Source organism: Marinomonas posidonica IVIA-Po-181 (genome assembly GCF_000214215.1).
In the GTDB taxonomy this organism is placed as follows: Bacteria; Pseudomonadota; Gammaproteobacteria; order Pseudomonadales; family Marinomonadaceae; genus Marinomonas; species Marinomonas posidonica.
This window is the reverse complement of the sequence record NC_015559.1, coordinates 3,578,878-3,604,037: the sequence shown is the minus strand read 5'-3', so window position 1 is coordinate 3,604,037 and position 25,160 is coordinate 3,578,878. Positions and strand designations below refer to the sequence as shown.

Genomic DNA, 25,160 nt, shown 5'->3' with positions numbered 1-25,160 from the left:
GGATTAAAAGATCCTTCGTGGCATCAATGCCAATAATAAAAACAAAATATTGGAGTGACAGAACAATGACATTTATGAAGCAATTTTCTGCTAAGAAATTGGCGTGCCTAATCGCAGCAACCAGTTTGTCCACTGTGGCCGTAGCCGAAACCCCTATCATAGGTCTTATCACCAAAACCAACACCAACCCATTCTTTGTGAAAATGAAAGAAGGTGCTCAAGCCAAGGCAAAAGAGTTGGGTGTTGAGTTACGTACTTTTGCTGGTCGTTATGACGGTGACAATGAAACCCAAGTACAAGCCGTTGAGAATCTAATTTCAGCCGGTGCGAAAGGCATATTGATTACCCCAAGTGATACCTCAGGTATTGTTCCTGCTATTCAGAAAGCTCGCGATGCGGGTTTATTAGTCATTGCCTTGGATACCCCTTTAAGCCCTGCCAATGCCGCTGACATGACGTTTGCCACAGATAACTTTAAAGCCGGTGAAATGATTGGCATGTGGGCAAAAGCGAAAATGGGTGATAAAGCGAAAGACGCGAAAATTGCCTTATTGGATTTGAACAGCAGTCAAATCACAGTCGATGTTGCGCGTGACCAAGGTTTCTTGAAAGGTTTTGGCATTGATGTAAAAGACCCACGTCGTAATGGTGACGAAACCGACTCTCGCATTGTCGGCAATGACGTTACTCAAGGTTCGGAAGAAGGCGGTCGCCGAGCAATGGAAAACCTATTGCAAAAAGACCCTGAAGTGAATTTGGTTTACACCATCAATGAGCCGGCTGCTGCCGGTGCATATGAAGCATTGAAGTCGTTTGGTCTGGAAAAAGACGTACTGATTGTTTCTGTCGATGGTGGCTGTCCTGGCGTACAAAACATCGGCGATGGTGTGATCGGCGCAACCTCTATGCAATTCCCTCTTAAAATGGCCTCTGAAGGCGTCACTGCGATTGTTGATTTTGCTAAGTCAGGCTCACGTCCATCGGCTTCTGATGGCTTAGACTTCTTCGACACAGGGGTTCAACTGATCACAGATGAGCCAGTCGAAGGCGTTCAATCCATTAGTTCGGAAACGGGTTTGAGTATGTGCTGGGGCTAACCCCATTTCAATGATAGTTGGGTAAAAATAAGATGCCCACTTTTGCCGTTAGCCGTCATGGGCTAACGGCTGTTTTCCTGTCTGGAGTAGTCTATGAGTTCAACCGACACAAAACCTTCTTCACCTGTGCTTGAACACGATAAAGTGGCGGATCAAGCGCAGACGTATGTCGCCAGTTTTGAACATCGAGCAAGCTTACTAGAGCGTTTCAAAAAGTTTCTACATCATTACCCTGTTGCGGCACCAAGCATTGTACTGATTCTTGCCATTGTGGCTTTCAGTATGATTATTGGTGGCCGATTTTTACACCCATTTAACTTGTCACTGATTTTGCAGCAGGTCACCATCATAGGCGTGATTGGTGTCGCGCAAACGCTGATTATTTTAACCGCCGGCATTGATCTCTCCGTCGGTGCCATCATGGTACTGGCATCCGTTGTTATGGGGCGGATGGCGATGGATTACGGCTTTGAAGCCTGGTTAGCCTTGCTGATCGGGATCGGTGTTGGGGCCATTGCCGGTTTTATTAACGGTTTACTCATTACACGCATGAAATTGCCGCCTTTTATTGCCACCTTAGGCTCTTGGAATGTGTTTTTTGCATTGAATCTTTGGTACTCCAAAAGTGAGACAATTCGCTCACAAGATATTAATTCGGCCGCGCCATTATTGCAGTGGTTAGGGGAGACGATTAACGTTTTTGGTGCCAGATTAACCTATGGCTCTCTGTTGATGTTGGCGCTGTTTTTTGTCATTTGGTACGCCTTGAATTGGACCTCTTGGGGACGTCATGTGTACGCCACCGGGGATGATCCTGCGGCGGCAAAATTGGCCGGTATCCGTACAGACCGTATTTTATTATCCGTGTATATCTTAGCGGGCGTGGTGTGTGCGATTGGGGCTTGGGTATTGATTGGTCGTATTGGTTCGGTCAGTCCACAGGCAGGTTATACCACTAACTTGGACAGTATCACTGCCGTGGTAATTGGTGGTTGTAGTTTGTTTGGTGGGCGCGGTTCTATCTACGGTACCTTGATTGGGGCGCTGGTCGTTGGGGTGTTTCGTAATGGCTTGGCGCTCGCCGGTGTGGATGTCTTATGGCAAGAGTTCACCGTGGGTATCTTGATTATCGTCGCCGTTGGTGTCGATCAGTGGATTCGAAGAGGGACAGCATAATGACAGTTGATTATAACCAAACGCCTATTTTACAAACTAAAAAACTGGTGAAGCGCTATGGCAGTGTCACCGCCATCGATCATGCTGACTTTGAGCTTTATCCTGGTGAAATTTTAGCCGTCATTGGTGACAACGGAGCGGGCAAATCGTCTTTGATTAAAGCCTTGTCTGGTGCTTTGACCCCAGATGAAGGGGAGATTTTACTGGATGGCAAACCGGTTCATTTTAGTTCACCTATGGAAGCCAGAGCCCTTGGCATTGAAACGGTTTATCAGAACTTGGCGGTGTCGCCTGCGTTGAACATTGCAGACAATTTGTTTCTTGGTCGTGAATTAAGAAAACCGGGTATTTTGGGGTCAGTCTTTCGTATGCTCGATAAGAAAGAAATGGAAAAACGCGCCCGTGAAAAAATGGCGGAGCTAGGCTTGATGACCATTCAAAACATCAGCCAAGCGGTAGAGTCATTATCGGGTGGTCAACGTCAAGGTGTGGCGGTGGCTCGTTCCGCGTTATTTGGTAGTAAGGTGGTGATTATGGATGAGCCCACCGCTGCACTGGGTGTGAAGGAATCACGACGCGTATTGAATTTAATCAAGGAAGTACGAGATCGTGGTTTACCTATTATCCTTATCAGCCATAACATGCCGCATGTGTTTGAGGTAGCAGATCGTATTCACATTCACCGTTTGGGGAAACGAACCGCGGTGGTGACACCTGAATCGCATTCTATGGCGGATGCTGTCGCGATTATGACCGGGGCGATGGAGGTTGATGGCACTGAGAGTGCCGCTTAATGTTACCAAGCTCAGTTTGGCATGGTTTCGAGAGTAAAAGAGACATTAGCTAAAAGCGAGTCAGATACCGCTTAAGCCTCTATTTTGTTCTGCCAATGAGTAAGGCAAAATAGGGGCTTATTTTATCCTGCCATGTTAGAGGACATTTCATGAAAACAATCATCAAACTTCTTCACCGTGGCATGGTCAGCCTGCGCACAAGTTGGTTGGTGCGTCGTGTGCTTCCGAGTGGCATGGCAGTATTGCTCTGTTCGACATTAGTATTACCGATTTCTTCCCAATCCTCCGAACCTCAGCCACTTAGATCCATTGGCATTAGTGTGGCCGATTTGGGTAATCCATATTTCGTTAAGCTAGTGGATGCCGCGACCAGTAAAGCCCAAGCATTGGCGAATGGTCCAGTTAAAATGCTGATCCGTTCCGATGCTTATGACTGGCAAAGGCAGATAGAACAATTAAATGATTTTATTGAACAAGATGTCGATTTAATTGTGTTGACCGCGGCTGATGAGTACAAGGTGGCACCAGTGGTGGCAAAGGCTCAGCGTGCTGGTATTAAAGTCATCGCGGTAGATGTGAATGCCGATGGTGCGGATGCGACGATCACGACAGACAATGTTCAAGCGGGTGTGGTAGCGTGCGAAAGGTTAGCGAAGAAAACCGGCTACAAAGGCAATTTTGTGATCATCAATGGCGTGCTGGTGTCATCGGTCATTGAGCGTGTTGCTGGTTGTAAATCGACGTTGAATAAATACCCCAATATCCACCTGCTCAGTGATCGCATGAATGGCACAGGCAGTGTTGAAGGCGGTATGGAAGCCATGACCTATTTGATGGAAGAGTATGATCATATCGATGCGGTATTTACCATTAATGACCCTACTGCTCTGGGTGTGCTTAGGGCTGCAAAGCAAGCTCAGCGAGATGAATTTCTGTTGGCCTCGGTCGATGGCGCTCCTTTTGCCGAAGACCTGATCAAACAACCGAACAACCCTTGGATTGCCACGGCGGTTCAACGTCCTGTGCAAATGGCCGAAAAAGCCATTGAAATTGGCATGGATCTGTTGGCGGGTAAAGACGTCCCACAACGGTTTATTTTGATTCCATCGGTACTGTTTGAGAAAAACTAGCTACTGAGCAGATTGGCCTTTTAATCTAACAAGGGTAAGCTATCGTTCTTCTTTTCAAAGGGCGAATAATGGACTCTTCAGCTTTACTGACGCAAATCTTTAATACGGTCTTTCCTCTTACTTGTATTGTCCTAGTTGCTTTTCTGTATGCACGTGTCCGTCCGACGGATATGACAGTGGCTAATCGTCTGAATATCAGTGTGTTTGCCCCAGCGTTAATCTTCTCCGTCATGGCTTCCAAAGAGTTCCATATTGCGTTTTATTTGGATTTGATGCTGGCCGCTATGGCGGTGGTATTAGGATCGGGTTTGTTGGTGTGGCCATTGTGTAAATGGTTAAAGGTGTCACCGAAAACCTTGGTGCCACCTATGATGTTCAATAACAGTGGTAACTTAGGAATTCCGCTGATTTTACTGGCTTTTGGTGAGTCGGCTTTGCCGATTGCCGTGGTGCTGTTTTTAACCGAAAACCTACTGCATTTCACGGTGGGGATTTATCTTCTGAATCCGAAGTCCAACCCACTGAATGTGTTGAAAATGCCGATGATTATCGCCACCATTTTAGGGCTGATTTGGAGCTTTCAAGGTTGGGAATTGATGCCTGCAATGAAGGTCTCAGTGGATATGCTGGGGCAAATTGCCATTCCATTGATGTTGTTCGCATTGGGTGTGCGCATGACCAGTGTGGACTTTAGTCAGTGGCGATTAGGGGTGATTAGTGGTTTTTTATGCCCGTTGAGTGGGCTGGTGGTGGCTTTTTTATGGCAAGCAACAGTGGGCATGTCGGATGAATATTTTGGTTATTTACTGGTCTTCGCGTGCTTGCCACCAGCCGTACTAAACTACATGGTGGCTGAGTTATATCAACAAGAGCCTCATAAAGTCGCGTCGATTGTGTTAATAAGCAATTTGATGAGTCTGGCCATCGTGCCATGTGTGTTGTTTTATGTGTTGTAACGGTCGTTCACAACGCTACCTTATTGAGTTCGTCTGACTTTGCTGAAGGCTGTGATAGGTTTGCCACACAAGAAACGGCAATGACGGCCAGTCAATGCCATCAGGAAGTAAAGCAGAGGCCACAACAGAAACTAATGTGAAATAAGAAAAAAGGGCGCATCTGGCTAAAAAACGCTCAATTTTTTATGCTTCGGTTGGTTTTGTGTCATACTTAGAGGCTTTCATACTATCGGAAGGAGGCTCAAGTGAAATCAGATCCTGAAACTCTGTTAAAAAGTCACGGAGAACTCGTACATTCTGATGCCTTAAAAGTGAAGTCTCATGTGCAGCGCTCACAAGAAGATTGGATCCTCCATACCCTGATGATCGAAGGCTATGACGTGCCGTTTCGTTTTAAGCGCCAAGGTAAATACCGTACTCTTCGTGGTGCACGCGTTAACCTGACTTATTACCCTACTCAGGAGATCGTCGCTGGCATCCCTGTTGAGATTATGAAAGTGGTTCGCGTCAAACGTACTTAACTTGCCTTCATGGCTGTTTATTTCTGCTTTAAATCCTCACCATATGAACTTAATATGACTGCGCTTGTCTTTGAAGCGGGTACATCAGTTTGATTATTAGGTGCAATTGTCATGGATATGAGTCGTTCGGGTAACTGGCTAGCTTTGATGAAACGTGTTGAACGCAGTGTCTGGTTCCAGGGTTTTATCATCAGTATTATTATTGTTGCAGCACTCACGGTTGGAGCGAAAACTTATTCGTTACCTTATGGTGTGGAAGCGGCCATCAATTATTTAGATGCTTTTATCACGGTTTTCTTTCTCGTTGAGATCAGTTTGCGTTTTATTGCGTGTGACGATAAGAAACGTTTTTTCCGTGATCCTTGGAACATTTTTGATACTGTGATTGTGGTGGGGAGTTTGATTCCCGTATCCGATACCGAAATGATCTTAGTGGCGCGTTTGCTGCGTGTATTTCGTGTTTTGCGTTTGGTTTCCATCATTCCGGATTTGCGTTTTCTGATCAATGCGCTACTCAAAGCTATTCCAAAAATGGGTTACATCGCCTTATTGATGTTTATCATTTTCTATATCTTTGCTGCGGTGGGCTCCATCTTCTTTCATCAGGTCAATGAAGATCTATGGGGAGACATTGCCATTTCTATGCTGACCTTGTTCCGCGTCGCCACATTTGAAGATTGGACCGACGTCATGTATGAAACCATGACGGTCTATCCGTTTAGTTGGATCTTCTACATCGTCTTTATTTTCTTAACCGCATTTGTGTTCTTGAACATGATGGTGGGGGTGGTATTGGATGTGATGACGAGAGAAACCGTGCAAGAAGAGCATGAGAATCAGGAAAACCATCACCAGGCTTTGGTTACGCAGATTTCTGAGTTACAAGCTCAGGTCGCTCGCTTGGCGGATAAAATCGATGCGCAACAAGATCGAAAAGAGTAATAGTTCATGTCTTAATGATTGCTAAATGGTGCGCTGGCTCACGTTTTTTAGCCAGCGGCCACCGAATGTATTTAGCATCAAGCCAAGTAGCACGACTAAAATCCCCACCCATTGCGTCATACTGACCGTTTCAGACAGAAAAATTTCCGCTGATGTTAATCCAACAACAGGTACACCCAGGGTGAGCGGAGCGACAGTGGCCGCCGGATAGCGAGACAGTAAATGACTCCACAAACCATAGCCTGCCAATGTTGCAAAGAGGGATAAATAGGCCAGTGACGCCATGGATTTGAAATTCAATCCAATGAGGTTATTCCACATGACATCGCCCCCATCAATGAAATACGCACAAAGAAAAAAGGGTACGGGCGGGACCCAGCTAGACCAAACGATAAGGTTTAGGTTGGCATCGTAGCCTTTTCGGCTGATGACTTTGGTGAAAATATTACCCAACGCCCAGCTTGATCCCGCCGCTAAGGTCAAACCAAAACCAAGTGCGGTCATGGTGGTGTCTTCATTGTCTAATCCGATCACAGCTAAACCGCCAATGGCAATGCCAATTGCGAGTACTTGGTACGGCCGGATGGTTTCTTTCAACATCAGAATAGCGAATAGCAGCGTAAAAATAGCTTGGGATTGCAGCACCAAGGAGGCCAGCCCTGCGGGCATACCAAAAGACATGGCACTGAATAAAAAGGCAAATTGTCCGAAGTTTAACGACAAAGCGTAACCAATACACCAAAACAGTGGGGTATTAGGGCGAGAGAAAAAGAAGCAGCCAATCATGCCGATAACGAGGAAGCGTAATCCGCCTAACATCATAGGTGTGAGTTCATCTAAACCCCAACGCATAACGATAAAATTAAAGCCCCACGCGACGATAATGATCAGTGCTAAAAACATATCTTTGCGAATCATGTTGAGTCCTTAACTGTCGAATTGTGAGGCGAAAAATAGGCCCTCCACTTTACGTGTTTCCGATCCGCTTGCACATGGACAGATAAAGGAAGAACGAAGGACACAGATACAAAAGCTGAGGACGTTTACTGAAGTCGAGCCGCGTGTTAATGGATGTCGCTACAACACTCCTTGGATCATTCATGAGACCAACGCAGACTTGCTGGAAAAAGTGAAAGAAGGGAGCTTTCGCGAAGATTTATATTACCGAATTAAGGGCGTTAATATTGAAACTCAGGCGTTGGCAGAACGTTTAGAAGATGTGCTTGTCTTATTACAAGCGTTCCTATCTCGGTTGCAAATGTCTCAAGAGAAATCATTGCAACTGAGTAGTGAGGCGTTGCAATGGTTTCGATGTCAGGCGTGGCCTGGCAACGTGCGTGAATTGAAAAACGCTCTAGAAAGCGTCGCTTCTATTTGCCCTGAAGGCATGATCACCATGGATGATATACAGCTCTTGTATCCCATAGCCGAGAAAGTCAGTCAAAGAGCTGCAAGCGCCTTGAGTAAAGAGGGAACTCTTGATGAACAAGTACGAGATCTGGAGATTCGGCTTATTCACCAAGCACTAAAGACTTGCCAAGATAACCGTACCCAAGCCGCAAAACGGCTGGGTATTTCACGGCAAGGTCTGATCAAAAAGATAGAAAGGTATGCACTACCACCATAGGCAAGAAATTTAGTCTTTCGTGGTTTATAGCGTGCTTTTTTATAGTAGAATTTGTTTTCGAACTTTTGAATTCGATAAGCAATGGATTGCTTTATTTCTTTTGCTTTTCGCTGTGTAGTAAATAAGTGTAAAAACATAAGGAATAAAAATGAGTTGGAACAGGTTGTCTATTAGAAGTCGTATGTTCACTGTTTTATCATTGTTGTTGGTCGTCTCTTTTATTTCCTCTGCTTTATTAGGAACCCTCTCTACTATTAATTTTGAGCTAGATAAACTCAAAAAAGAAACATTTCCCCATTATTTAACGGATTTATCTACAAAAATTAGCCTTGAAATATTGCCGTTAGTTACGGTTTCAAAACTGATGGCAAACGACACATTGGTAGAGCGTTTTCTTCGAAATGGTGAAATGGATACCCAGATGCCTTTGGTCGGGGAAAAGATGAAGTCGATCAAAGAAATGGTTGGCAGTGATACGGTCTTCTATGTCTTCGAAACAAATAAAGGCCTTGAATACATAGAGAATAATGGTGAATTTTCTTCCATGTTACTGGAAAAATATCCCTACAAACAGTTCTATCCTGATTTCTTAGCAACAGGAAAAGAATATGAGTTGAACTTACAATATGCAACAGAAATGCTTTATATCAACTATAGAAGTGATGCTGTTAATTCTAAAACAAATACGCCTTATGCGGTTGCTGGATTAGGGATTAAAGCTAGTAAGCTTATTGCTATGGTGAACAAGCTTCATATTGGTGATGATGGCCGTGCCATGCTCGTTACTGAGTCAGGCGTCATTCAAGTGAAGGGTGACTCTTCTTATACTCAGGAAATTAATAAACAACATTTAACTAAATGGATCTCAAATAAGAGTGACATTACGATTGATGAAATTGAAATAGATGGAAGCCTTCATTATTTCGGTGCTATGTGGATTCCTGCGTTGAGCCGATTTATTGTTATTGATGTACCTCGTAGTCAGATTATGGCTCCTATCTATCAGCAACTTAGAAAAGATTTCATTGCTGCTATTGTCTTTATTTTTATTACGCTTGGGGTTCTTTATTTTCTAATTGGTACATTAACCAAACCCATTATTAGAATTGCAAGTGATGTTCGAAATGTGGCTCAAAATTTGGATTTAAGCTATAAAATTATAACACCAGATCAGGCCGAAATAGGCACGTTGGCTGGCGCTATCAATCAATTAATCGCGACGTTAAAAGGATCTCTAACGACGGTCAATCAAGCTGTGTCCACAACAGATAATGCTATTGGTGGCTTAAACCAACAAGCAGACCAACTTTTTCAAGCGTCTGAAAATGAAAAAGAATCGGTTCATCGCATTTTTGTACTAACTAAAGACATTACTGAACAAAGTGCACAGGTGACGAGTTTAGCGATGCAAGCAGGTGAACTTTCTCATCAGAGTAACAGTGAACTAAAGCAAGCTAACCAAGAAGTGAAGAATAGCTTGGTATTTTTGGAAGAGCTAGAGGGCGATATGGCTCAAAGCAAATTGAGCCTGGTTGAACTCAATGACAATATTGAAAAAATCATGTCTGTGTTGGATGTGATTACGTCTATATCAGAGCAAACCAATTTATTGGCGCTTAATGCTGCAATTGAAGCGGCACGAGCAGGTGAGCATGGACGAGGTTTTGCAGTCGTTTCTGATGAAGTTCGTATGTTGTCTCAGAGAACGAGCCAGTCTACTTCTGAAATCCAAGAGATTATTACTCAATTGAGAAATGCATCCTCTCAAATGACGAACCAAGTCGATATGGCTTGTGATAAAAGTGCGGATACTCTAGGCAGTCAAAAATCGGTTGCTGAAAAAGTGGCGGCGTTAGATGCTTTTTTACAACAGTTGTTTGATATGAATGAACAAGTTGCCGAACGAGCGGGAATTCAAGATACCGCGGTTACAGAAATCAATACTCAGCTAGAAATGTTGGCAGACCAAAGTGAGCATACCGGTGGACTATTTGATCAAAGTCGCACGGCAACAGAGTCGATTGGTAATGAAATGGCGCATCTCAAAGAAAAAATAAGTACATTTCAAGGGATTTAAGAGGTCGCAAAGTAAATACCTAAGCCTAGCTGTACTTTAAGCTAGGTAAGAATAAGTCTTTTGATTTTAGTGCGTTCTTTAGGCCGTTTCTGAGAAACGGCCTCTTTTTGTTAAGACGTGATTGAAGGGCATGAACAATACTGCTCACTCTTGTCTTGATGGCCTGTTTTTCTGGCAAGATTGAAGCTCAGGGGGGGCGTATTTACACCTTACTAACCATTGGGTTTATCACGACAAGGCTTGATTAAAAAAATCGAGTGATACGAATTGTAGGTGTAGTGAAGAGTGAGCTATTTTGTCATTTCCCTATTGTTCCAAGGTGAGTATAGCGAAAGCCAGCACTGTATTTCAGGCCATAACCTAAGCTTCGGTCAAACCCTATGTGCGCTGACCAGATGAATCCGATGGCCATAAATTGGCTGTCACTTATGATCAGGCCAAGACAAAGACAGCAAGCTGGGCCAATCAATGCGTGTGTCAGATTGTATAAAATGGCGCCTGCTTTATTGCTTAATAAATAGCCGATCAAGGCAAGGTCGGGTATTAAAAAGAGTAGGGCGAACACCTTCCAACCAATACCATAGTGTGCAAAAGCCACTGTCGATAAGGTAAGAAGAGTGAGACCTTCAAGCCTTAAAAGCCAATTCAGATTTCCTGTGATGCCTTTCATTTAATGATGCCTATCGTTTTTCTGATAAAACTCGGTTTTAAAATTTCCAACCAAGATGAACGGTTGGGAATAAAGAAACAGTAGAACTTTCGAACTTTTCTCCACTCAGTACGATATCGTCATGCTCCAGATTAAAGTCAATTCCAAGCCAAGGCGTAATGGTCATGTTCTTGCTGTACATGATGCGATAACCGATTCTTGGTCCGAACGAGGTTTGAGTTCGAGTGGTGTTTTCTTTGGTGGATTTCAGGGTGTATTTGTATTCAGATGTTTGTGCTTCGATACCAACAAATAAACCTTCATAGCGCCCAAATAAGTAGTCTAGCTTGACGCCATATCCGGTGAATTCTTGTTCATAATTTTCGTTACCATGAAAAGCCTCAGGAATGTCCGCCCCGAATAGACCTATATCAAAGCGGAAATTGTTTTCACCAAAGCCGAAATGGACAGAATGTCCAGACAGTGCATAGGCAAACGGATCAACTTCAACATCGAAAGCCATTGCTTGATGGCTTAGTAACATGGAGGTGCTAAAGAACAGCATATGAATTTTCATCGTATTTGGCTCTCTTTGTCTGTGGTGAGTGAGAGCTGCAGTATGTGGATTTTATATACAAATAAAAAACAGTATATTTTTAATATTTGTTAAATTAAATTTGTGCAATCTTTAATCCATTTTTCGCTTACGACATCACTTCAGGGCCAAATCATGCGGAACTTAAATAATCTTGTGACCTTTATTCAGGTGGCTAAATATGAAAGTGTGACCAAGGCGGCCACTCGACTGCACCTAACGCAACAGGCGGTTTCTCATCAAATGAAGAAACTGGAAGAAGAGCTAGGAATTCTGTTATTTAAAAGAGCTCATCGGAAAATCTATCTCACACCAGAGGGAAGGGAGCTTTTCGTCACAGCAGGAAAGTACCTTTCAGCGCTCGAAGAAGAAATGATCAAGGTTAAGCAAGATTCAGGAAGCTTATTTGGTAGCTTGTCTATTGGCTGCACCATGGAATTGGCGACTTTAATATTGGCTCCGGTAATTGTGGCGTTTAGGCAACAGCACCCTCAAGTCAAGATTGAACTTGAGCTGCAAGATGACGCCATGACAGTGAATAACATAGTACAGGGTAAGACGGATTTGGGGATGGTGGTATTTTCCTCTGACACTCAATTATTGGACATTCAGCCATGTCGAACTGAGGCATTTGTGACGGTGGCGAATCGTGAATTTGTAGAAGCGCATGAAGAGATTACCGATTTTAAGCAGATTGTTGATCTCGATATCATAGATTATCAAATGGATTGTCCATCTATGAAAACGTGGTTAGGTAAAAACGACAAAAAATTGGTGAAGTTGTTGGAAGTGAAAACCGCTTCTATGTCTGCCAATGATGATCGACTGATAAAAGAATTTGTGATGGCGGGTCTTGGTATTGCTAATGTTCCAAGAATTTTAGTTGAAGAAGAACTGGCTAATGGAGAAGTCGTAGAAATTTTACCGAACGCCAAATCCATTTCAGCAGGAATCGATCTAGTTACCATGAAAGATCGAGTTCTGCCTGCTCACGTCGTGGCGTTTATCGAGCATTTGAAAGCATCTGTTTAGGTTTATGATTCGCGATGGGGGTTATTTGAAAATCCTAGGGTCAAACTCAAAGTCGAGTTTTACGGCGGATGCTAAAACGGCTTTCATGGCTGGGTGATTTGGGTTAACGAGATAATTGTAATCCCTAGGAGAAATAATAGAAGGCACCTGTAACGCGGCAAATTCATTGTCGGCTAACGTGAGAAAAACTCATCACCAATGACCTGTGTACTTTCAGAAAAGGGAATGGCACGCCATTGACTGGGTAAATCTTCCTTTTCTAATCGAGCGATCAAGTGATCTGGCAATTTAATACAGTATAAGTTGTATTGATTCATAATGTCGGGGTGGTGGCTGACATGAACAAAGACTTCTAATGTACTCAAGGATTCAGACTCAGCAAAATATAGAGCGTCTGTGCCTTTGCTGTTCCAGCGGCCACCAAACCGACGTGCGCCTAAAGGGTTGAAAGGATCATCTGAGGATTTCTTCTGAGTAAGTCGAAACAGCTTCATTATTAAGAAAAGACACCGTGTTCGATTCGACCAATCAGATCTTTTACTTGTTCAAATTCCACCGTCGTCGCGATCATATCTAATGGACGTTTACCGCCTAAACCATAGGTTGCTTCTTCCATCCACGCCAGCGCCGTGTCTTCATCGTCAAACATGTCTGTTGCCAATTTCATCAACAAGGCTAAGCGATACATGACATCACTTTCTTGAGTGCTGAAACGTTCCTGCTTTTCTAAACGACGCTTAATGGTACTCACGGGAATATGAGTGAACTGTTGAAACTTGGTGCGAGACAACTTAGTACGCGCAAGAATCTGATCATAAGCGTAAGTCGTAAACCCCTCGCGAACAGAGTTGCCCACCAACGCATCAGACTCAGCAATCCCCAAGCCTTCCCAAAAGCTATAGGCTTTTGACCTTTGAGGTTTAAACGCTTTCACAACAGACATAACATCACCTTGGCCCATTTGGTTTTTATAATGTAGCTCAAATGGGCTTTTTAGCAAGAGGGGGTTGTGAGAAGGCCGTATGAGACTTCTCTGCTGGGTCTTGTGCAAAAATGTTGCTTATTATTTTGTCTCTTATCGTTTCAATTGGTGATGAGCTAACTTGTCCAGAAGTGTGTTCTCATCAAATTAACCAATCGATTTTGTCGTGTCGACGGTACAGCTGACTTCCCCATCCTCAACTCGGACGTTTATCGCATCGCCTTTCTCCACGTCCTTAATGGAACGAATCACTTGCTCGTCTTTACTGGCGATGGCGTAGCCACGGGACAAGGTGTTGAGTGGGCTGACTAGATTGAGCTTGTCGACTAAGCGTGCAAAATGAGTTTGTTTACTGGTAAGGCTATTGCGTAGGGCCAGGCTTAAACGAGTATTTAAGTCGTCAATTCTGGCTTTGTGTTGAGCTAATGCTCTGTCTGGGCTTTGGTTAAGCAGTCTTTGATGAATGTTGTTAGTGAGTACTTGCTGCTGTGTTAGCGTTCTCTCCATCGCTTGCTTAAGCTGTTTTTGCAATTGTGACAGTTGGCGCTGTTGTTGCTCTATGCGTTCTTTCGGATGGCGAATACGTTTAATCAAAAAATCTAATTGCTGGTGGCTTTGTTCCAGCTTTTGCGACAAACGCGAGGTGAGTTGTTTTGTGTGTTGCTCAATTTGGCGAATTAGATGCGCTTTATCTGGACTCAGTAATTCTGCGGCCGCTGTCGGTGTGGCCGCACGAACATCGGCGACAAAATCGGCGATGGTAAAATCGGTTTCGTGACCCACGGCGGACACGATCGGTGTTTTGGCATTAAAAATGGCTCTGGCCAATGCTTCGTCGTTAAAGCTCCACAAGTCTTCCAGCGAGCCGCCGCCTCGACCTAGTATGATGGCATCAAAGTGTCCACTGGCGTCGGCCCGGTTAAGTTGTCTCAGCAGATTGGTTGCGGCGTCTTGGCCTTGTACCAACGAGGGTAAAATAGTCAGTTCGGTTAAAGGGAAGCGGCGACGGAAGGCAATGATCATGTCGCGGATGGCGGCCCCCACTGGCGAGGTGATGATGGCGACACGTTCAGGTCGGGTCGGCAAGGTTTGTTTGTGTTTGGCGTCGAACAAGCCTTCTAACTGCAGTTGCCCTTTCAGCCTTTCGAAGGCTTGTTGTAGGGCACCTTCGCCAGCCGATTCCATGCTTTCTACGCTCAGTTGGCAATCGCCTCTGGGGCCATAAAAAGCCACGCGAGCGCGTAAACGGACGAGATCACCATCTTTAGGACGGAAACGCACGGCAAGGTTCTTGCTTTTGAACATGGCGCAGCGAATCTGAGCACGATCGTCTTTTAGGGAAAAATACCAATGACCTGACCCCGGTTTCGCCAGATTGGAAATTTCGCCTTCGACTAAAATCCATGGCAAACTGGCTTCTAAAAGTTGTTGGATCTGTCGGTTCAGTTGTGAGACGGTAAAAGCGGTTTCTTGTGAATGGGTTGTTGTAAAATTTTTCATCAATCTCTCGTGGTTTTGATTTACCGACAGCAACTATTGGAGTAGAATTACTTGCCATCTTAACACCCTTGTTGGCATTGGAAACTCCCCATTATGTTACGAATCGTGCAAGAAGCTTTAACGTTTGACGACGTATTGCTTATCCCCGGCTATTCTGAAGTTCTTCCTAAGGATGTTAGCCTTAAAACGAAGATCACTAAAGACATAGAATTAAATATCCCGCTTACGTCTTCCGCAATGGATACGGTGACTGAACACCGTATGGCGATTGCTTTGGCTCAAGAAGGTGGCATTGGCATTGTGCACAAAAACTTGACCATTGAAGAGCAAGCTCGCGAAGTTCGCAAGGTGAAAAAGTTCGAGAGTGGCATTGTCCGTGATCTTGTCACTATTGAGCCTAACGCTACGGTTGACGAACTAATGGCGTTGACCTCGGCAAACAGCATTTCGAGCGTACCAGTTGTTCAAGGTTCTGACCTGGTTGGTATCGTGACGAGCCGTGATGTTCGCTTCGTTAAAGACTTCGAAAAAACTGTTGCCGATATTATGACGCCAAAAGAGCGTTTGGTAACGGCTTTAGAAGGGGCTTCTTCTGGTTCTATTCGCAAACTCCTACATGAAAATCGCATCGAGAAAGTCTTGATCGTGAATGATCAATTCGAGTTGCGTGGCATGGTGACAGTAACGGACTTCAATAAAGCGACGACTTACCCAAATGCGTGTAAAGATGAGCAAGGTCGTTTGCGTGTTGGTGCCGCTGTTGGTACGGGTGCGGACACGGCAGATCGAGTGAAAGCATTGTCTGACGCGGGTGTCGATGTGGTGGTGGTTGATACGGCGCATGGTCACTCTAAAGGTGTGATTGATCGCGTGCGTTGGGTAAAAGAAAATTTCCCACACATTCAAGTGATTGGTGGCAACATTGCCACAGCGGAAGCGGCGATTGCGCTTGCGGATGCGGGTGCTGACGGTGTGAAAGTGGGTATTGGCCCAGGTTCTATTTGTACAACACGTATCGTTGCTGGTGTTGGCGTACCACAGATCAGTGCGGTGGCTAACGTTGCAGACGCTATGAATCCTCGTGGTATTCCAGTGGTTGCTGATGGCGGTGTACGTTTTTCCGGTGACATTTCCAAAGCCATTGCGGCGGGGGCGAGTGTCATCATGGTCGGTGGTTTGTTGGCCGGTACTGATGAAGCACCAGGTGAAGTCGTACTTTTCCAAGGCCGTTCTTTTAAGGCGTATCGTGGAATGGGGTCGCTTGGCGCGATGTCTCAAGCTCAAGGTTCCAGTGATCGTTACTTCCAAGACTCTAGTAGTGTTGAGAAGTTGGTGCCGGAAGGTATTGAAGGTCGTGTGCCTTCTAAAGGACCGATGGTCGCAGTTGTTCACCAATTGATGGGCGGTGTTCGTTCTTCAATGGGCTACACTGGTTCTGCCGATATTGAGACGATGCGTACGAAAACGCAATTCTCACAAATAACAGGCGCTGGTATGCGTGAGAGTCACGTTCATGATGTGACCATTACGAAAGAAGCGCCGAATTATCACGCGAGTTAAGTCGCTGATAAGTGCTGATTAAGATGGGGCGTACAACACGCCCCATCTTTATTTATTGCTTTAATTTTTTTAATTGATGACTTCTAGATAAAAGATTGGCTCTTTTGCCTAGAGTGAGAGGAATGGCTAACAATGTCGCAAGATATCCACGCTCATAAAATTCTTATTCTTGATTTTGGTTCTCAGTATACGCAGCTGATTGCGCGTCGAGTTCGTGAGATCGGTGTTTACTGTGAAGTTCGTGCTTTTGATATGACAGATCAAGAAGTAATCGACTTTGATCCAAAGGGTGTGATCTTGGCTGGTGGCCCTGAATCTGTGCCGGAGCCTGGTTCGCCGCGTGCTCCTGAAGCCGTTTTCAATCTGGGCGTGCCGGTATTTGGTATCTGTTACGGTATGCAGACCATGGCGGAGCAATTGGGCGGTAAAGTTCAAGGTTCTGAAGTACGTGAATTTGGGTACGCACAGATTCGCAAACACGATGGCCCATCTTTGTTTGACGATATTCAAGACCATGTTGCGAACAATGGCATTGCCTTACTAGACGTGTGGATGAGTCATGGTGATAAAGTGGTTGCCATGCCAGAAGAATTCACTCTCATGGCATCGACTGATAGCTGTCCTATTGCCGCGATGGCGAACGAAACGAAGAAATTCTATGGTGTTCAGTTTCACCCAGAAGTAACGCACACGCTACAAGGTGGCCGCATTCTGTCTCGTTTTGTTGTGGATATCTGTGGCTGTGACACTTTGTGGACGCCAGCCAACATTGCTCAAGATGCGATTGAGCGTATGCAAGCACAAGTGGGTGACCGCAAAGTGCTATTGGCCTTGTCTGGTGGTGTGGATTCGTCTGTCGTCGCAGCTTTGCTTCATAAAGCCATCGGTAGCCAACTGACGTGTGTGTTCGTGGACAATGGCTTGCTTCGCTTAAATGAAGGCGATCAAGTGATGAAAATGTTCGCAGATAACATGGGTGTGAAAGTCATTCGTGTCGACGCAGAAGATTTGTTCCTTGGTAAGCTTGCTGGTGAAGCCGATCCAGAAGTTAAGCGTAAGATCATTGGTAATACTTTCATCGATATCTTTGATGACGAAGCGGGTAAATTGACCGATGTGGATTTCCTTGCGCAAGGTACGATTTACCCAGATGTGATTGAGTCTGCGGCTTCTAAAACGGGCAAAGCTCATGTCATCAAATCTCACCATAATGTAGGTGGTTTGCCAGAAGACATGCAGTTTGAATTGGTTGAACCGCTACGTGAATTGTTTAAAGACGAAGTACGTAAGTTGGGTCTGGAGTTGGGTCTACCGTATGACATGGTTTACCGTCATCCATTCCCAGGACCTGGTTTAGGTGTTCGCATCTTGGGTGAAGTTAAAAAAGACTATGCTGACATTCTTCGTCGTGCTGATGCTATCTTCATTGAAGAGCTTCGTCGCTCTGGTTGGTACGATAAAACCAGTCAAGCCTTTGCGGTCTTTTTGCCAGTTAAGTCCGTAGGCGTAGTAGGTGATGGTCGTCGTTACGAATACGTTGTTGCATTGCGTGCGGTTGAAACCATCGACTTCATGACAGCTCGTTGGGCTCATCTTCCCTATGAGCTACTAGAGACAGTATCTGGTCGCATTATTAATGAAATCGAACATATATCTCGTGTGACTTATGATGTGTCGTCTAAGCCACCTGCTACGATTGAGTGGGAATAAGGTTTCCTTTTAATTGTTAAATAAAAACGGCTTTCTTTGTATAAAGGGGGCCGTTTTTTTGTATGTTCAAGTAAACTAAAGTGCTGCGGACGCTGTATGGCGGCGACAGAGCACCAAACGCAGCTAGGAAAGCGGTTTATTGAAGTGTAACAAGTAGATTAACAGCGATGCCTTGGCGTGGTGGTGCGATGAGGCTAGGGTTTGATAAATTACACTGTAATGTCGAAAGAACAAACTTGTCACCCGAAAAAGGTTTTTTAGGTAAATCACTTATCATAGATAGGTGGTGGTTCTGTATCCCCCCAGTTTGTTAGTTGCTAAATAGCAGTATGAACAAGAGTGCTTTACACGACATACAGCAAGTGTTGAATGCAGTACGTGGCGAGGTTTGAGCGTGTTGACGACGAGACAAAGTGGGCAGCACTTGAGTTGATGCTAGGCACGAGCAGCAGTGTGGTAGCACTAGCTAAGAAGATGGTAAAACCAGATACAAAGACTGTGATACACACTATAGCAGTACCTTAGACGAAGATAGTCAAACAACAGCCACAGATGACACTAAAAGACGCAGAGCGAACAGGCTTCACACTTATGCGTCCACAGTTATTGTTACCAAATCAACAAGACGGCAGAGAGAAGCGCTGAAAATTAGTCAAAACTGCACGTTTTTTTAGACGTTTGACTTTATGGTGATACAGTGATTGACTGGCATTGTGAGGAGTTGTGTGAATATTTTTCCTATTTAATACAAAACGTTACGGCAGATGTAGAAAGAAAAGTGCTTCCCAAAATTTTCGTAAATCTGTATGATTAAATATACACTTATTCAAAAGAGGCGTGTGATGAATTCGTATGGCGAGTTGAAAGCTGACATGGAAACAATTCAGCAGCGGATGGTTGAAGCTATGAAGAACGAACGTGCTAACGCATTGAAAGAGATAAAGTGTTTTTGTAAAGAGTTTGGCTTCACTGCAGGAATGTTGAAAGGTTCATTAGCTGAAGGGAGAAATAAGAAATGAAAAGACTCAAGGCGGGGCTAAAGAAGTACCCTTTAATTGTTTCTTATGTCAGAAGTTTGAAAAGGATAAGGAACAAAATATTTTATAAAGCCCCAAAGATGCTCGAAGGCGAGATGGCTGTGTTTAAGGCAATATTTTCAGACTGCGAAGTGATTTTTGACGTTGGTGCGAGATATGATACTGAATATCTCGAAGTTTCAAAGGGTAACAGAAAAAAATACCATTTATTTGAAATCAATCCAAAATTTTTTAAAAAATTACATAAAAAGATAGAGGATAATTTTTCGAACGAAGATATCTCAGCAAATAACTTCGGTATTGCAGATTCTGATGACCATTTGTCTTACTACGAAGACTCGGAGTCAGTTCTGAAGAATACGACAGGTGTAGAAAACTCAAAAGCTGTTTTCGAAAAAAAACTCCCTGTTCGAACAATTAAATCATACTGCAACGAGAAAGGGATTCTAAAGATAGACTTCCTCAAAACAGACATAGAAGAGTATGATTTTTTTGCCTTACTTGGTGCCGAAGAGCTTCTGAAAGAAATTAGCTTTATTCAATTCGAACTCGGCTTAGGTGCTAACTATAAGAATAGAAAAATCGTTGCCTCAGACTATTTTAATTTAATTGGAGATAGTTTCGAATTCTTTATTGTTAAAGATGAAACCCACCCAATTTGGGCTGCAGGATTTGTTAATTCAAATTTGATCAGAATAGATGATGAATTTTTGCAAAGCAAACTATCAGCTGGTGTCTATGGCTTTGGCTATAACATTATGGCCATTAACAAGCGCCTCGATGTTAGTAATTATCCATTAAGTGTGGGGCACTTCGAAAAAGTAAAGTTTGAACAGTTTCTTGATAACTATTATGAATAGTTTACAGCCTTAAATCGAAAGTCCGTAGATATGGTTGTTTATGCAAAGCAATGTTCAGATGATAGATTGTGGCATTCAAATTAATTATGTTTTCTTCTAAAGAAACCTTGCAAGTACGAATTGAGAAAGCTAATCCACGTCGTAACTTATCTGCCGAAGAGGCTAAACGCCTAGCTAAATTAGAATCGATAGCTGAAAAACTTACGCATGGTGAAAACGTGCAAAATCGTCAGTTGCAACCTTGACTTAGTGCGGATGAGTACGAACAAATAGCTGCTGAATGGGACATGCAAAAGCTGTTTAGAGAAGAACTTAAAGATAAACCGACTGAGCTAAAACGATACGAGGATAAGTTGAAAGAAGCGATTATGATGCGTAATCGTGAAAGGGTAAGAAGTCTGCAGCATATAAGTTGGACAGCAAGTGCGAAAGCTTATGTTAAAATGCACTAGAGGTACTTCAAGAAATTGTTGCTGCTGATGCTAGCTTGCAGATTTGGTTTAATAGGAATTTAGACTTCGGACATGTTAGTTTAATTGATGCAAGTCTTGGCAACTTACCGCGCTTGGTTACATCACGTAGTATAGAGAAGCTGAGTGACGATAGTCGTTTAGTGAAGAAGATTGACGTAAAAATAAGTGTTGTTGAACATGCAATTAATAGTATCGGTAGAGACACAGAAGTATCGTCCAATGCTGATAGGTTGATGCTAGAAGAGTTTCTGAACACTGACGAGTAATCTTCGGATGACAGCCTCCTAACTCTGAAAGCACAATGCTTAGAGCTAACAAGGAGGCTGTTATGACTGTACTTGATACACTGAATTTCGTTGCATTTAATCCACTTCAAAACAACAACCCTATTGCAGTTCGTCGTCGCAAGTTGATGGCAAAGATAGATGATCAAATTCAACTTGCAACAAACAAAGACTACACCCCTACGCAACAAAAATGGGTTATTGATGACGAAGGTAAGCAAACCAAAGTTGAAGTTGCTAAACGTATTAAGCGTTGGTGGACTGCTAGCGTTGATGGAAAGATTAATCTTGTAGTGCGCTACGGAAGCAAGCCACTAGAGTTTGCTAAAGGTAAGAATGTCATTGAACTAGCTAGCGAAGCTGAGGTAGCTGATACACTGCGTAAGGTACGTGATGCTGTTGAACTTGGTGAGTTAGATACACTTATTGAACAGCAAGCGCAGTTTGATAGACGAGAGACACAAAAGAACAAGTGAACAAACGAACAGAAGAACGTGTATGGATTAAGCACGTTCTTCGTCGTACAGTGTGCAAGTTCTGAGTGAGTAAACTATTGAATTGCAATAGGTACGCAAGCGTAGAAAAAGCGTGCAGAGTGATTAATGAGTTACACACTAGTTACACACGAGCAATGAGTTGTCATTAAGTAATTGATAATAAACGATATGAAATCTACGTTACTACTGAGTGGGAATAATCTGGTCAAGTTAGTGGTTTAATGAAACGGCTCTCTTATTATAAAGAGGGCCGTTTTTGTTTGTCTGACGGATAAAATAGAAGAGGTAGTCGATGGAGTTTCCTACGACCTTAATAGAAGGGCGTTTGCTTAAACGTTATAAGCGGTTTTTGTCAGATGTTCAGTTACCAAATGGTGAGGTAGTGGTAGCGCATTGTCCGAACACGGGATCAATGAAGCGTTGCCAGCAGGACAATGCCCGCGTTTGGTTATCTAAGAGCGATAACCCAAAACGTAAGCTGGCTTATACTTGGGAGTTAGTCGAGGTTGATGAGAAGCATCTTGCTTGTATCAATACGGGATTGCCGAACAAGCTGGTAGGTGAGGCCATCGCTAAAGGCGTTGTGACAGAACTCTCTGGTTATTCAGAGCAAAAAGCGGAAGTAAAATATGGCGAGAAGAGTCGAATCGATTGGCTACTGACAGGCACTGATGGAGAGAAGTGTTATGTGGAAGTTAAAAACGTTACCTTGCTAGAGGAAGACGGCAAAGGTTATTTTCCTGATGCGGTTACGGAGCGAGGGCGGAAGCACTTGAATGAACTGATTGCTATGGTGGAACAAGGCCATAGAGCCGTGTTGTTTTTTTGTGTCAGTCATATGGGGATTGATCAAGTGTCACCTGCGCGACATATTGACCCAGCGTATGCGGATGCATTTGAGTTGGCGGTGTCGAAAGGAGTGGAAGTTTTAGCTTACAAGGTGGATATCACTTACAATAAGATGGAAGTGTCTCATGCTATTGTGGTTTGCTGACACTAAAAAGAGGGTTAGGGTCAGTTCATCGTCAATGAAATAATAGATTGGAATCCTTACTTAAGGAAAGCGTCTGTTAAATACGGATACTGTCAAAATACCCTTACTTATCTTTACGTTACTCGATGAAATGCAAGTTGATTGTGGGCTTTCTGGATCAAACTGGGAAGCAGTGTGTTGATGCTGTTTTTATGAATTTGTCTTGTCTAGTATCACTTCCATGGAACGAGATAGTTCCTGATCAAGCCCTAAATTAGGACTTGAAAATTTACCAACAAAATGGAGATTACGTTATGAAGACATTCACTAAATCAGCTCTAACACTATTTACGGCGGCTGCACTGTCCACAGCTGCGTTTGCAAATGAAGATGCTTTGGCTGAAGTTCAGTCTCGAGTGGATGCCATTGCATCACAATTAGAAAGCATGGGCGCTGAAGTAGATTCCACTGTTGACTTTAACGAAGCCGCAACACCAATTGAAAAAGAAGCGGCACTTAGTGCTAAGTATGACGAGCTTCAAGCGCAACTTGAAAGCTTGCAAGCACAAACTGCACAGTAAAGACGCCTATTATTAGGATAGTCTGGTTAACGGAGGCCACTCTAGAGAGATTTAGAGTGGCCTTTTTCTTGTTACAGGGTTGTTTTTGTTTGTTTTTTAAACGATTTCGGCGCATTTGTATGCCTAAACGGTAAAACTTAACCAAAACATCAAAAAACTGAAAAAAACAGTTGCACTAAATCTGTAGATCCTTAATATACGCCCTCGCTGACACGGACAGGGCTTCACTCTCTAGTAGAGGATAAGCAGCTTAAGTGGCACGGCAACGCTCTTTAAAATAGATAATCAGATAATTTGTGTGGGCGCTCGCTGGGGCTTCAAAAAAAATTGAAGTCTTACGAGAGTCAAACACGTCAATTCGCTTTATTAAGTAATTGTTAGTGTTTCGAGTTTTGAGTAAGCAAACTTTTTAACTGAAGAGTTTGATCATGGCTCAGATTGAACGCTGGCGGCAGGCTTAACACATGCAAGTCGAGCGGAAACGATGATAGCTTGCTATCAGGCGTCGAGCGGCGGACGGGTGAGTAACGCGTAGGAATCTGCCTAGTAGAGGGGGACAACATGTGGAAACGCATGCTAATACCGCATACGCCCTTTTGGGGAAAGGAGGGGATCTTCGGACCTTCCGCTATTAGATGAGCCTGCGTGAGATTAGCTAGTTGGTGGGGTAAAGGCCTACCAAGGCGACGATCTCTAACTGGTCTGAGAGGATGACCAGTCACACTGGGACTGAGACACGGCCCAGACTCCTACGGGAGGCAGCAGTGGGGAATATTGGACAATGGGCGCAAGCCTGATCCAGCCATGCCGCGTGTGTGAAGAAGGCCTTAGGGTTGTAAAGCACTTTCAGGAGTGAGGAAGGGTAGTTTGTTAATACCAAATTACTTTGACGTTAGCTCCAGAAGAAGCACCGGCTAACTCTGTGCCAGCAGCCGCGGTAATACAGAGGGTGCAAGCGTTAATCGGAATTACTGGGCGTAAAGCGCGCGTAGGTGGTTTGTTAAGTCTGATGTGAAATCCCAGGGCTCAACCTTGGAATGGCACCGGATACTGGCAGGCTAGAGTACGGTAGAGGGGTGTGGAATTTCCTGTGTAGCGGTGAAATGCGTAGATATAGGAAGGAACATCAGTGGCGAAGGCGACACCCTGGACTGATACTGACACTGAGGTGCGAAAGCGTGGGGAGCAAACAGGATTAGATACCCTGGTAGTCCACGCCGTAAACGATGTCTACTAGCCGTTGGGTTGTAATGACTTAGTGGCGCAGCTAACGCAATAAGTAGACCGCCTGGGGAGTACGGCCGCAAGGTTAAAACTCAAATGAATTGACGGGGGCCCGCACAAGCGGTGGAGCATGTGGTTTAATTCGAAGCAACGCGAAGAACCTTACCTACTCTTGACATCCAGAGAACTTAGCAGAGATGCTTTGGTGCCTTCGGGAACTCTGAGACAGGTGCTGCATGGCTGTCGTCAGCTCGTGTTGTGAAATGTTGGGTTAAGTCCCGTAACGAGCGCAACCCTTATCCTTACTTGCCAGCACTTCGGGTGGGAACTTTAAGGAGACTGCCGGTGACAAACCGGAGGAAGGTGGGGACGACGTCAAGTCATCATGGCCCTTACGAGTAGGGCTACACACGTGCTACAATGGCGTATACAAAGGGCAGCTAACTTGCGAGAGTGTGCAAATCCCATAAAGTACGTCGTAGTCCGGATTGGAGTCTGCAACTCGACTCCATGAAGTCGGAATCGCTAGTAATCGTGGATCAGAATGCCACGGTGAATACGTTCCCGGGCCTTGTACACACCGCCCGTCACACCATGGGAGTTGATTGCTCCAGAAGTAGCTAGCTTAACCTTTCGGGGATGGCGGTTACCACGGAGTGGTCAATGACTGGGGTGAAGTCGTAACAAGGTAGCCCTAGGGGAACCTGGGGCTGGATCACCTCCTTAAACGATATGAAGCACTGGTGAGCGTTCACACAAATTATCTGATGGCTATGAGTTCTCATAGCAACCTATCTTAAAAGCGTTTTAGACAAAGTGTTAAGCAAGACACTAATCACAACACATTGTGTTGGTTAGTTTCTGACTTAGTGCTTTGCACTAA

Annotated in this window: 24 protein-coding genes, 1 rRNA gene and 1 pseudogene; 19 read left to right on the top strand and 7 right to left on the bottom strand. The window is 44.2% G+C overall.

What is annotated here, in order from left to right:
- Positions 1–65 precede the first annotated feature (65 nt).
- From MAR181_RS16610 to MAR181_RS16580, 7 genes are all read left to right on the top strand, one after another.
- A complete protein-coding gene (locus MAR181_RS16610) occupies positions 66–1,097 on the top strand; it encodes a sugar ABC transporter substrate-binding protein (protein WP_013797765.1) in 1,032 nt (343 codons plus the stop codon).
- A 93-nt stretch (positions 1,098–1,190) separates the two neighbouring features.
- Entirely contained in the window at positions 1,191–2,273 is a 1,083-nt protein-coding gene (locus MAR181_RS16605) for an ABC transporter permease (RefSeq protein WP_013797764.1), read from the top strand.
- The gene (locus MAR181_RS16600) at positions 2,273–3,067 is read left to right on the top strand and encodes an ATP-binding cassette domain-containing protein (protein ID WP_013797763.1); all 795 of its coding nucleotides are present in this window, start codon (positions 2,273–2,275) and stop codon (positions 3,065–3,067) included. The genes MAR181_RS16605 and MAR181_RS16600 overlap by 1 nt, the downstream gene beginning before the upstream one ends.
- A gap of 149 nt (positions 3,068–3,216) precedes the next feature.
- Complete coding sequence (locus MAR181_RS16595) at positions 3,217–4,197, top strand: substrate-binding domain-containing protein (protein ID WP_013797762.1); 981 nt, start codon at positions 3,217–3,219, stop codon at positions 4,195–4,197.
- A gap of 68 nt (positions 4,198–4,265) precedes the next feature.
- A complete protein-coding gene (locus MAR181_RS16590; RefSeq protein ID WP_013797761.1) occupies positions 4,266–5,153 on the top strand; it encodes an AEC family transporter in 888 nt (295 codons plus the stop codon).
- Between the two features lie 245 nt (positions 5,154–5,398).
- A complete protein-coding gene (locus tag MAR181_RS16585; RefSeq protein ID WP_013797760.1) occupies positions 5,399–5,674 on the top strand; it encodes a hypothetical protein in 276 nt (91 codons plus the stop codon).
- Positions 5,675–5,785: 111 nt separating this feature from the next.
- On the top strand, positions 5,786–6,616 hold the full coding sequence (locus tag MAR181_RS16580) for an ion transporter (protein WP_013797759.1): 831 nt from the start codon (positions 5,786–5,788) through the stop codon (positions 6,614–6,616).
- Between the two features lie 21 nt (positions 6,617–6,637).
- On the opposite strand, the gene MAR181_RS16575 is transcribed toward MAR181_RS16580, so the two are convergent.
- Positions 6,638–7,534 carry an O-acetylserine/cysteine exporter gene (locus MAR181_RS16575; RefSeq protein ID WP_013797758.1) on the bottom strand — a complete coding sequence of 299 codons (897 nt, stop codon included), beginning with the start codon at positions 7,532–7,534 and terminating at the stop codon, positions 6,638–6,640.
- A gap of 13 nt (positions 7,535–7,547) precedes the next feature.
- Between MAR181_RS16575 and MAR181_RS16570 the strand changes: the two genes are divergently transcribed.
- Positions 7,548–8,243: an AAA-type ATPase lid domain-containing protein gene (locus MAR181_RS16570; protein ID WP_083815578.1), complete on the top strand. Its 696-nt coding sequence runs from the start codon at positions 7,548–7,550 to the stop codon at positions 8,241–8,243.
- Between the two features lie 148 nt (positions 8,244–8,391).
- Entirely contained in the window at positions 8,392–10,320 is a 1,929-nt protein-coding gene (locus MAR181_RS18440) for a methyl-accepting chemotaxis protein (protein WP_013797757.1), read from the top strand.
- 298 nt (positions 10,321–10,618) lie between these two features.
- On the opposite strand, the gene MAR181_RS16560 is transcribed toward MAR181_RS18440, so the two are convergent.
- Together MAR181_RS16560 and MAR181_RS16555 are read right to left on the bottom strand one after the other, a co-directional pair.
- Positions 10,619–10,990 (bottom strand): DUF4260 family protein, encoded by a 372-nt coding sequence (locus MAR181_RS16560; RefSeq protein WP_013797756.1) that lies wholly within the window; start codon positions 10,988–10,990, stop codon positions 10,619–10,621.
- Positions 10,991–11,027: 37 nt separating this feature from the next.
- Positions 11,028–11,546, bottom strand: a complete 519-nt coding sequence (locus tag MAR181_RS16555) for a hypothetical protein (protein WP_013797755.1) — start codon at positions 11,544–11,546, stop codon at positions 11,028–11,030.
- 153 nt (positions 11,547–11,699) lie between these two features.
- On the opposite strand from MAR181_RS16555, the gene MAR181_RS16550 reads away from it, so the two are divergent.
- The gene (locus tag MAR181_RS16550; RefSeq protein WP_013797754.1) at positions 11,700–12,596 is read left to right on the top strand and encodes a LysR family transcriptional regulator; all 897 of its coding nucleotides are present in this window, start codon (positions 11,700–11,702) and stop codon (positions 12,594–12,596) included.
- Between the two features lie 21 nt (positions 12,597–12,617).
- On the opposite strand, the pseudogene MAR181_RS18760 reads toward MAR181_RS16550, so the two are convergent.
- The 4 genes and pseudogenes from MAR181_RS18760 to xseA all read right to left on the bottom strand — a co-directional run.
- Positions 12,618–12,758 (bottom strand): annotated as a pseudogene (locus MAR181_RS18760) (RES domain-containing protein); the annotation flags it as partial.
- Between the two features lie 11 nt (positions 12,759–12,769).
- The gene (locus MAR181_RS16545) at positions 12,770–13,090 is read right to left on the bottom strand and encodes an RES family NAD+ phosphorylase (protein WP_216086351.1); all 321 of its coding nucleotides are present in this window, start codon (positions 13,088–13,090) and stop codon (positions 12,770–12,772) included.
- Positions 13,091–13,092: 2 nt separating this feature from the next.
- Positions 13,093–13,539 carry a type II RES/Xre toxin-antitoxin system antitoxin gene (gene parS, locus MAR181_RS16540; RefSeq protein ID WP_013797753.1) on the bottom strand — a complete coding sequence of 149 codons (447 nt, stop codon included), beginning with the start codon at positions 13,537–13,539 and terminating at the stop codon, positions 13,093–13,095.
- Between the two features lie 186 nt (positions 13,540–13,725).
- Positions 13,726–15,078, bottom strand: coding sequence for an exodeoxyribonuclease VII large subunit (xseA, locus tag MAR181_RS16535; RefSeq protein ID WP_013797752.1), 1,353 nt, complete (start codon positions 15,076–15,078; stop codon positions 13,726–13,728).
- Between the two features lie 93 nt (positions 15,079–15,171).
- Here xseA and guaB point away from each other — a divergent pair, with 93 nt between their 5' ends.
- The 9 genes from guaB to MAR181_RS16500 all read left to right on the top strand — a co-directional run bounded on the left by guaB (position 15,172) and on the right by MAR181_RS16500 (position 25,003).
- Positions 15,172–16,638 (top strand): IMP dehydrogenase, encoded by a 1,467-nt coding sequence (gene guaB, locus MAR181_RS16530; protein WP_013797751.1) that lies wholly within the window; start codon positions 15,172–15,174, stop codon positions 16,636–16,638.
- 132 nt (positions 16,639–16,770) lie between these two features.
- Positions 16,771–18,348, top strand: a complete 1,578-nt coding sequence (gene guaA / locus MAR181_RS16525; protein ID WP_013797750.1) for a glutamine-hydrolyzing GMP synthase — start codon at positions 16,771–16,773, stop codon at positions 18,346–18,348.
- 842 nt (positions 18,349–19,190) lie between these two features.
- The gene (locus tag MAR181_RS18425; RefSeq protein WP_013797749.1) at positions 19,191–19,367 is read left to right on the top strand and encodes an H-NS histone family protein; all 177 of its coding nucleotides are present in this window, start codon (positions 19,191–19,193) and stop codon (positions 19,365–19,367) included.
- Positions 19,364–20,245 (top strand): FkbM family methyltransferase, encoded by an 882-nt coding sequence (locus tag MAR181_RS16520; RefSeq protein ID WP_013797748.1) that lies wholly within the window; start codon positions 19,364–19,366, stop codon positions 20,243–20,245. The genes MAR181_RS18425 and MAR181_RS16520 overlap by 4 nt, the downstream gene beginning before the upstream one ends.
- 68 nt (positions 20,246–20,313) lie before the next feature.
- Positions 20,314–20,490: a hypothetical protein gene (locus tag MAR181_RS18525; protein WP_013797747.1), complete on the top strand. Its 177-nt coding sequence runs from the start codon at positions 20,314–20,316 to the stop codon at positions 20,488–20,490.
- Between the two features lie 529 nt (positions 20,491–21,019).
- Positions 21,020–21,478: a DUF6641 family protein gene (locus MAR181_RS16515; protein ID WP_342632927.1), complete on the top strand. Its 459-nt coding sequence runs from the start codon at positions 21,020–21,022 to the stop codon at positions 21,476–21,478.
- A gap of 313 nt (positions 21,479–21,791) precedes the next feature.
- On the top strand, positions 21,792–22,493 hold the full coding sequence (gene sfsA, locus MAR181_RS16510) for a DNA/RNA nuclease SfsA (RefSeq protein ID WP_013797745.1): 702 nt from the start codon (positions 21,792–21,794) through the stop codon (positions 22,491–22,493).
- A gap of 293 nt (positions 22,494–22,786) precedes the next feature.
- Positions 22,787–23,053, top strand: coding sequence for a hypothetical protein (locus tag MAR181_RS16505; RefSeq protein ID WP_013797744.1), 267 nt, complete (start codon positions 22,787–22,789; stop codon positions 23,051–23,053).
- Between the two features lie 410 nt (positions 23,054–23,463).
- Positions 23,464–25,003, top strand: a 16S ribosomal RNA gene (locus tag MAR181_RS16500).
- Positions 25,004–25,160 lie beyond the last annotated feature (157 nt).

Excerpts from the sequence above, each read along its gene's own strand:
- MAR181_RS16610 (WP_013797765.1), top strand. The coding sequence starts at position 66 with ATGACATTTATGAAGCAATTTTCTGCTAAGAAATTGGCGTGCCTAATC.
- MAR181_RS16605 (WP_013797764.1), top strand. The coding sequence starts at position 1,191 with ATGAGTTCAACCGACACAAAACCTTCTTCACCTGTGCTTGAACACGAT.
- MAR181_RS16600 (WP_013797763.1), top strand. The coding sequence starts at position 2,273 with ATGACAGTTGATTATAACCAAACGCCTATTTTACAAACTAAAAAACTG.
- MAR181_RS16595 (WP_013797762.1), top strand. The coding sequence starts at position 3,217 with ATGAAAACAATCATCAAACTTCTTCACCGTGGCATGGTCAGCCTGCGC.
- MAR181_RS16590 (WP_013797761.1), top strand. The coding sequence starts at position 4,266 with ATGGACTCTTCAGCTTTACTGACGCAAATCTTTAATACGGTCTTTCCT.
- MAR181_RS16580 (WP_013797759.1), top strand. The coding sequence starts at position 5,786 with ATGGATATGAGTCGTTCGGGTAACTGGCTAGCTTTGATGAAACGTGTT.
- MAR181_RS16575 (WP_013797758.1), bottom strand. The coding sequence starts at position 7,534 with ATGATTCGCAAAGATATGTTTTTAGCACTGATCATTATCGTCGCGTGG.
- MAR181_RS18440 (WP_013797757.1), top strand. The coding sequence starts at position 8,392 with ATGAGTTGGAACAGGTTGTCTATTAGAAGTCGTATGTTCACTGTTTTA.
- MAR181_RS16560 (WP_013797756.1), bottom strand. The coding sequence starts at position 10,990 with ATGAAAGGCATCACAGGAAATCTGAATTGGCTTTTAAGGCTTGAAGGT.
- MAR181_RS16555 (WP_013797755.1), bottom strand. The coding sequence starts at position 11,546 with ATGAAAATTCATATGCTGTTCTTTAGCACCTCCATGTTACTAAGCCAT.
- MAR181_RS16550 (WP_013797754.1), top strand. The coding sequence starts at position 11,700 with ATGCGGAACTTAAATAATCTTGTGACCTTTATTCAGGTGGCTAAATAT.
- MAR181_RS16545 (WP_216086351.1), bottom strand. The coding sequence starts at position 13,090 with ATGAAGCTGTTTCGACTTACTCAGAAGAAATCCTCAGATGATCCTTTC.
- parS (WP_013797753.1), bottom strand. The coding sequence starts at position 13,539 with ATGTCTGTTGTGAAAGCGTTTAAACCTCAAAGGTCAAAAGCCTATAGC.
- xseA (WP_013797752.1), bottom strand. The coding sequence starts at position 15,078 with ATGAAAAATTTTACAACAACCCATTCACAAGAAACCGCTTTTACCGTC.
- guaB (WP_013797751.1), top strand. The coding sequence starts at position 15,172 with ATGTTACGAATCGTGCAAGAAGCTTTAACGTTTGACGACGTATTGCTT.
- guaA (WP_013797750.1), top strand. The coding sequence starts at position 16,771 with ATGTCGCAAGATATCCACGCTCATAAAATTCTTATTCTTGATTTTGGT.
- MAR181_RS18425 (WP_013797749.1), top strand. The coding sequence starts at position 19,191 with ATGAATTCGTATGGCGAGTTGAAAGCTGACATGGAAACAATTCAGCAG.
- MAR181_RS16520 (WP_013797748.1), top strand. The coding sequence starts at position 19,364 with ATGAAAAGACTCAAGGCGGGGCTAAAGAAGTACCCTTTAATTGTTTCT.
- MAR181_RS16515 (WP_342632927.1), top strand. The coding sequence starts at position 21,020 with ATGCTTAGAGCTAACAAGGAGGCTGTTATGACTGTACTTGATACACTG.
- sfsA (WP_013797745.1), top strand. The coding sequence starts at position 21,792 with ATGGAGTTTCCTACGACCTTAATAGAAGGGCGTTTGCTTAAACGTTAT.
- MAR181_RS16505 (WP_013797744.1), top strand. The coding sequence starts at position 22,787 with ATGAAGACATTCACTAAATCAGCTCTAACACTATTTACGGCGGCTGCA.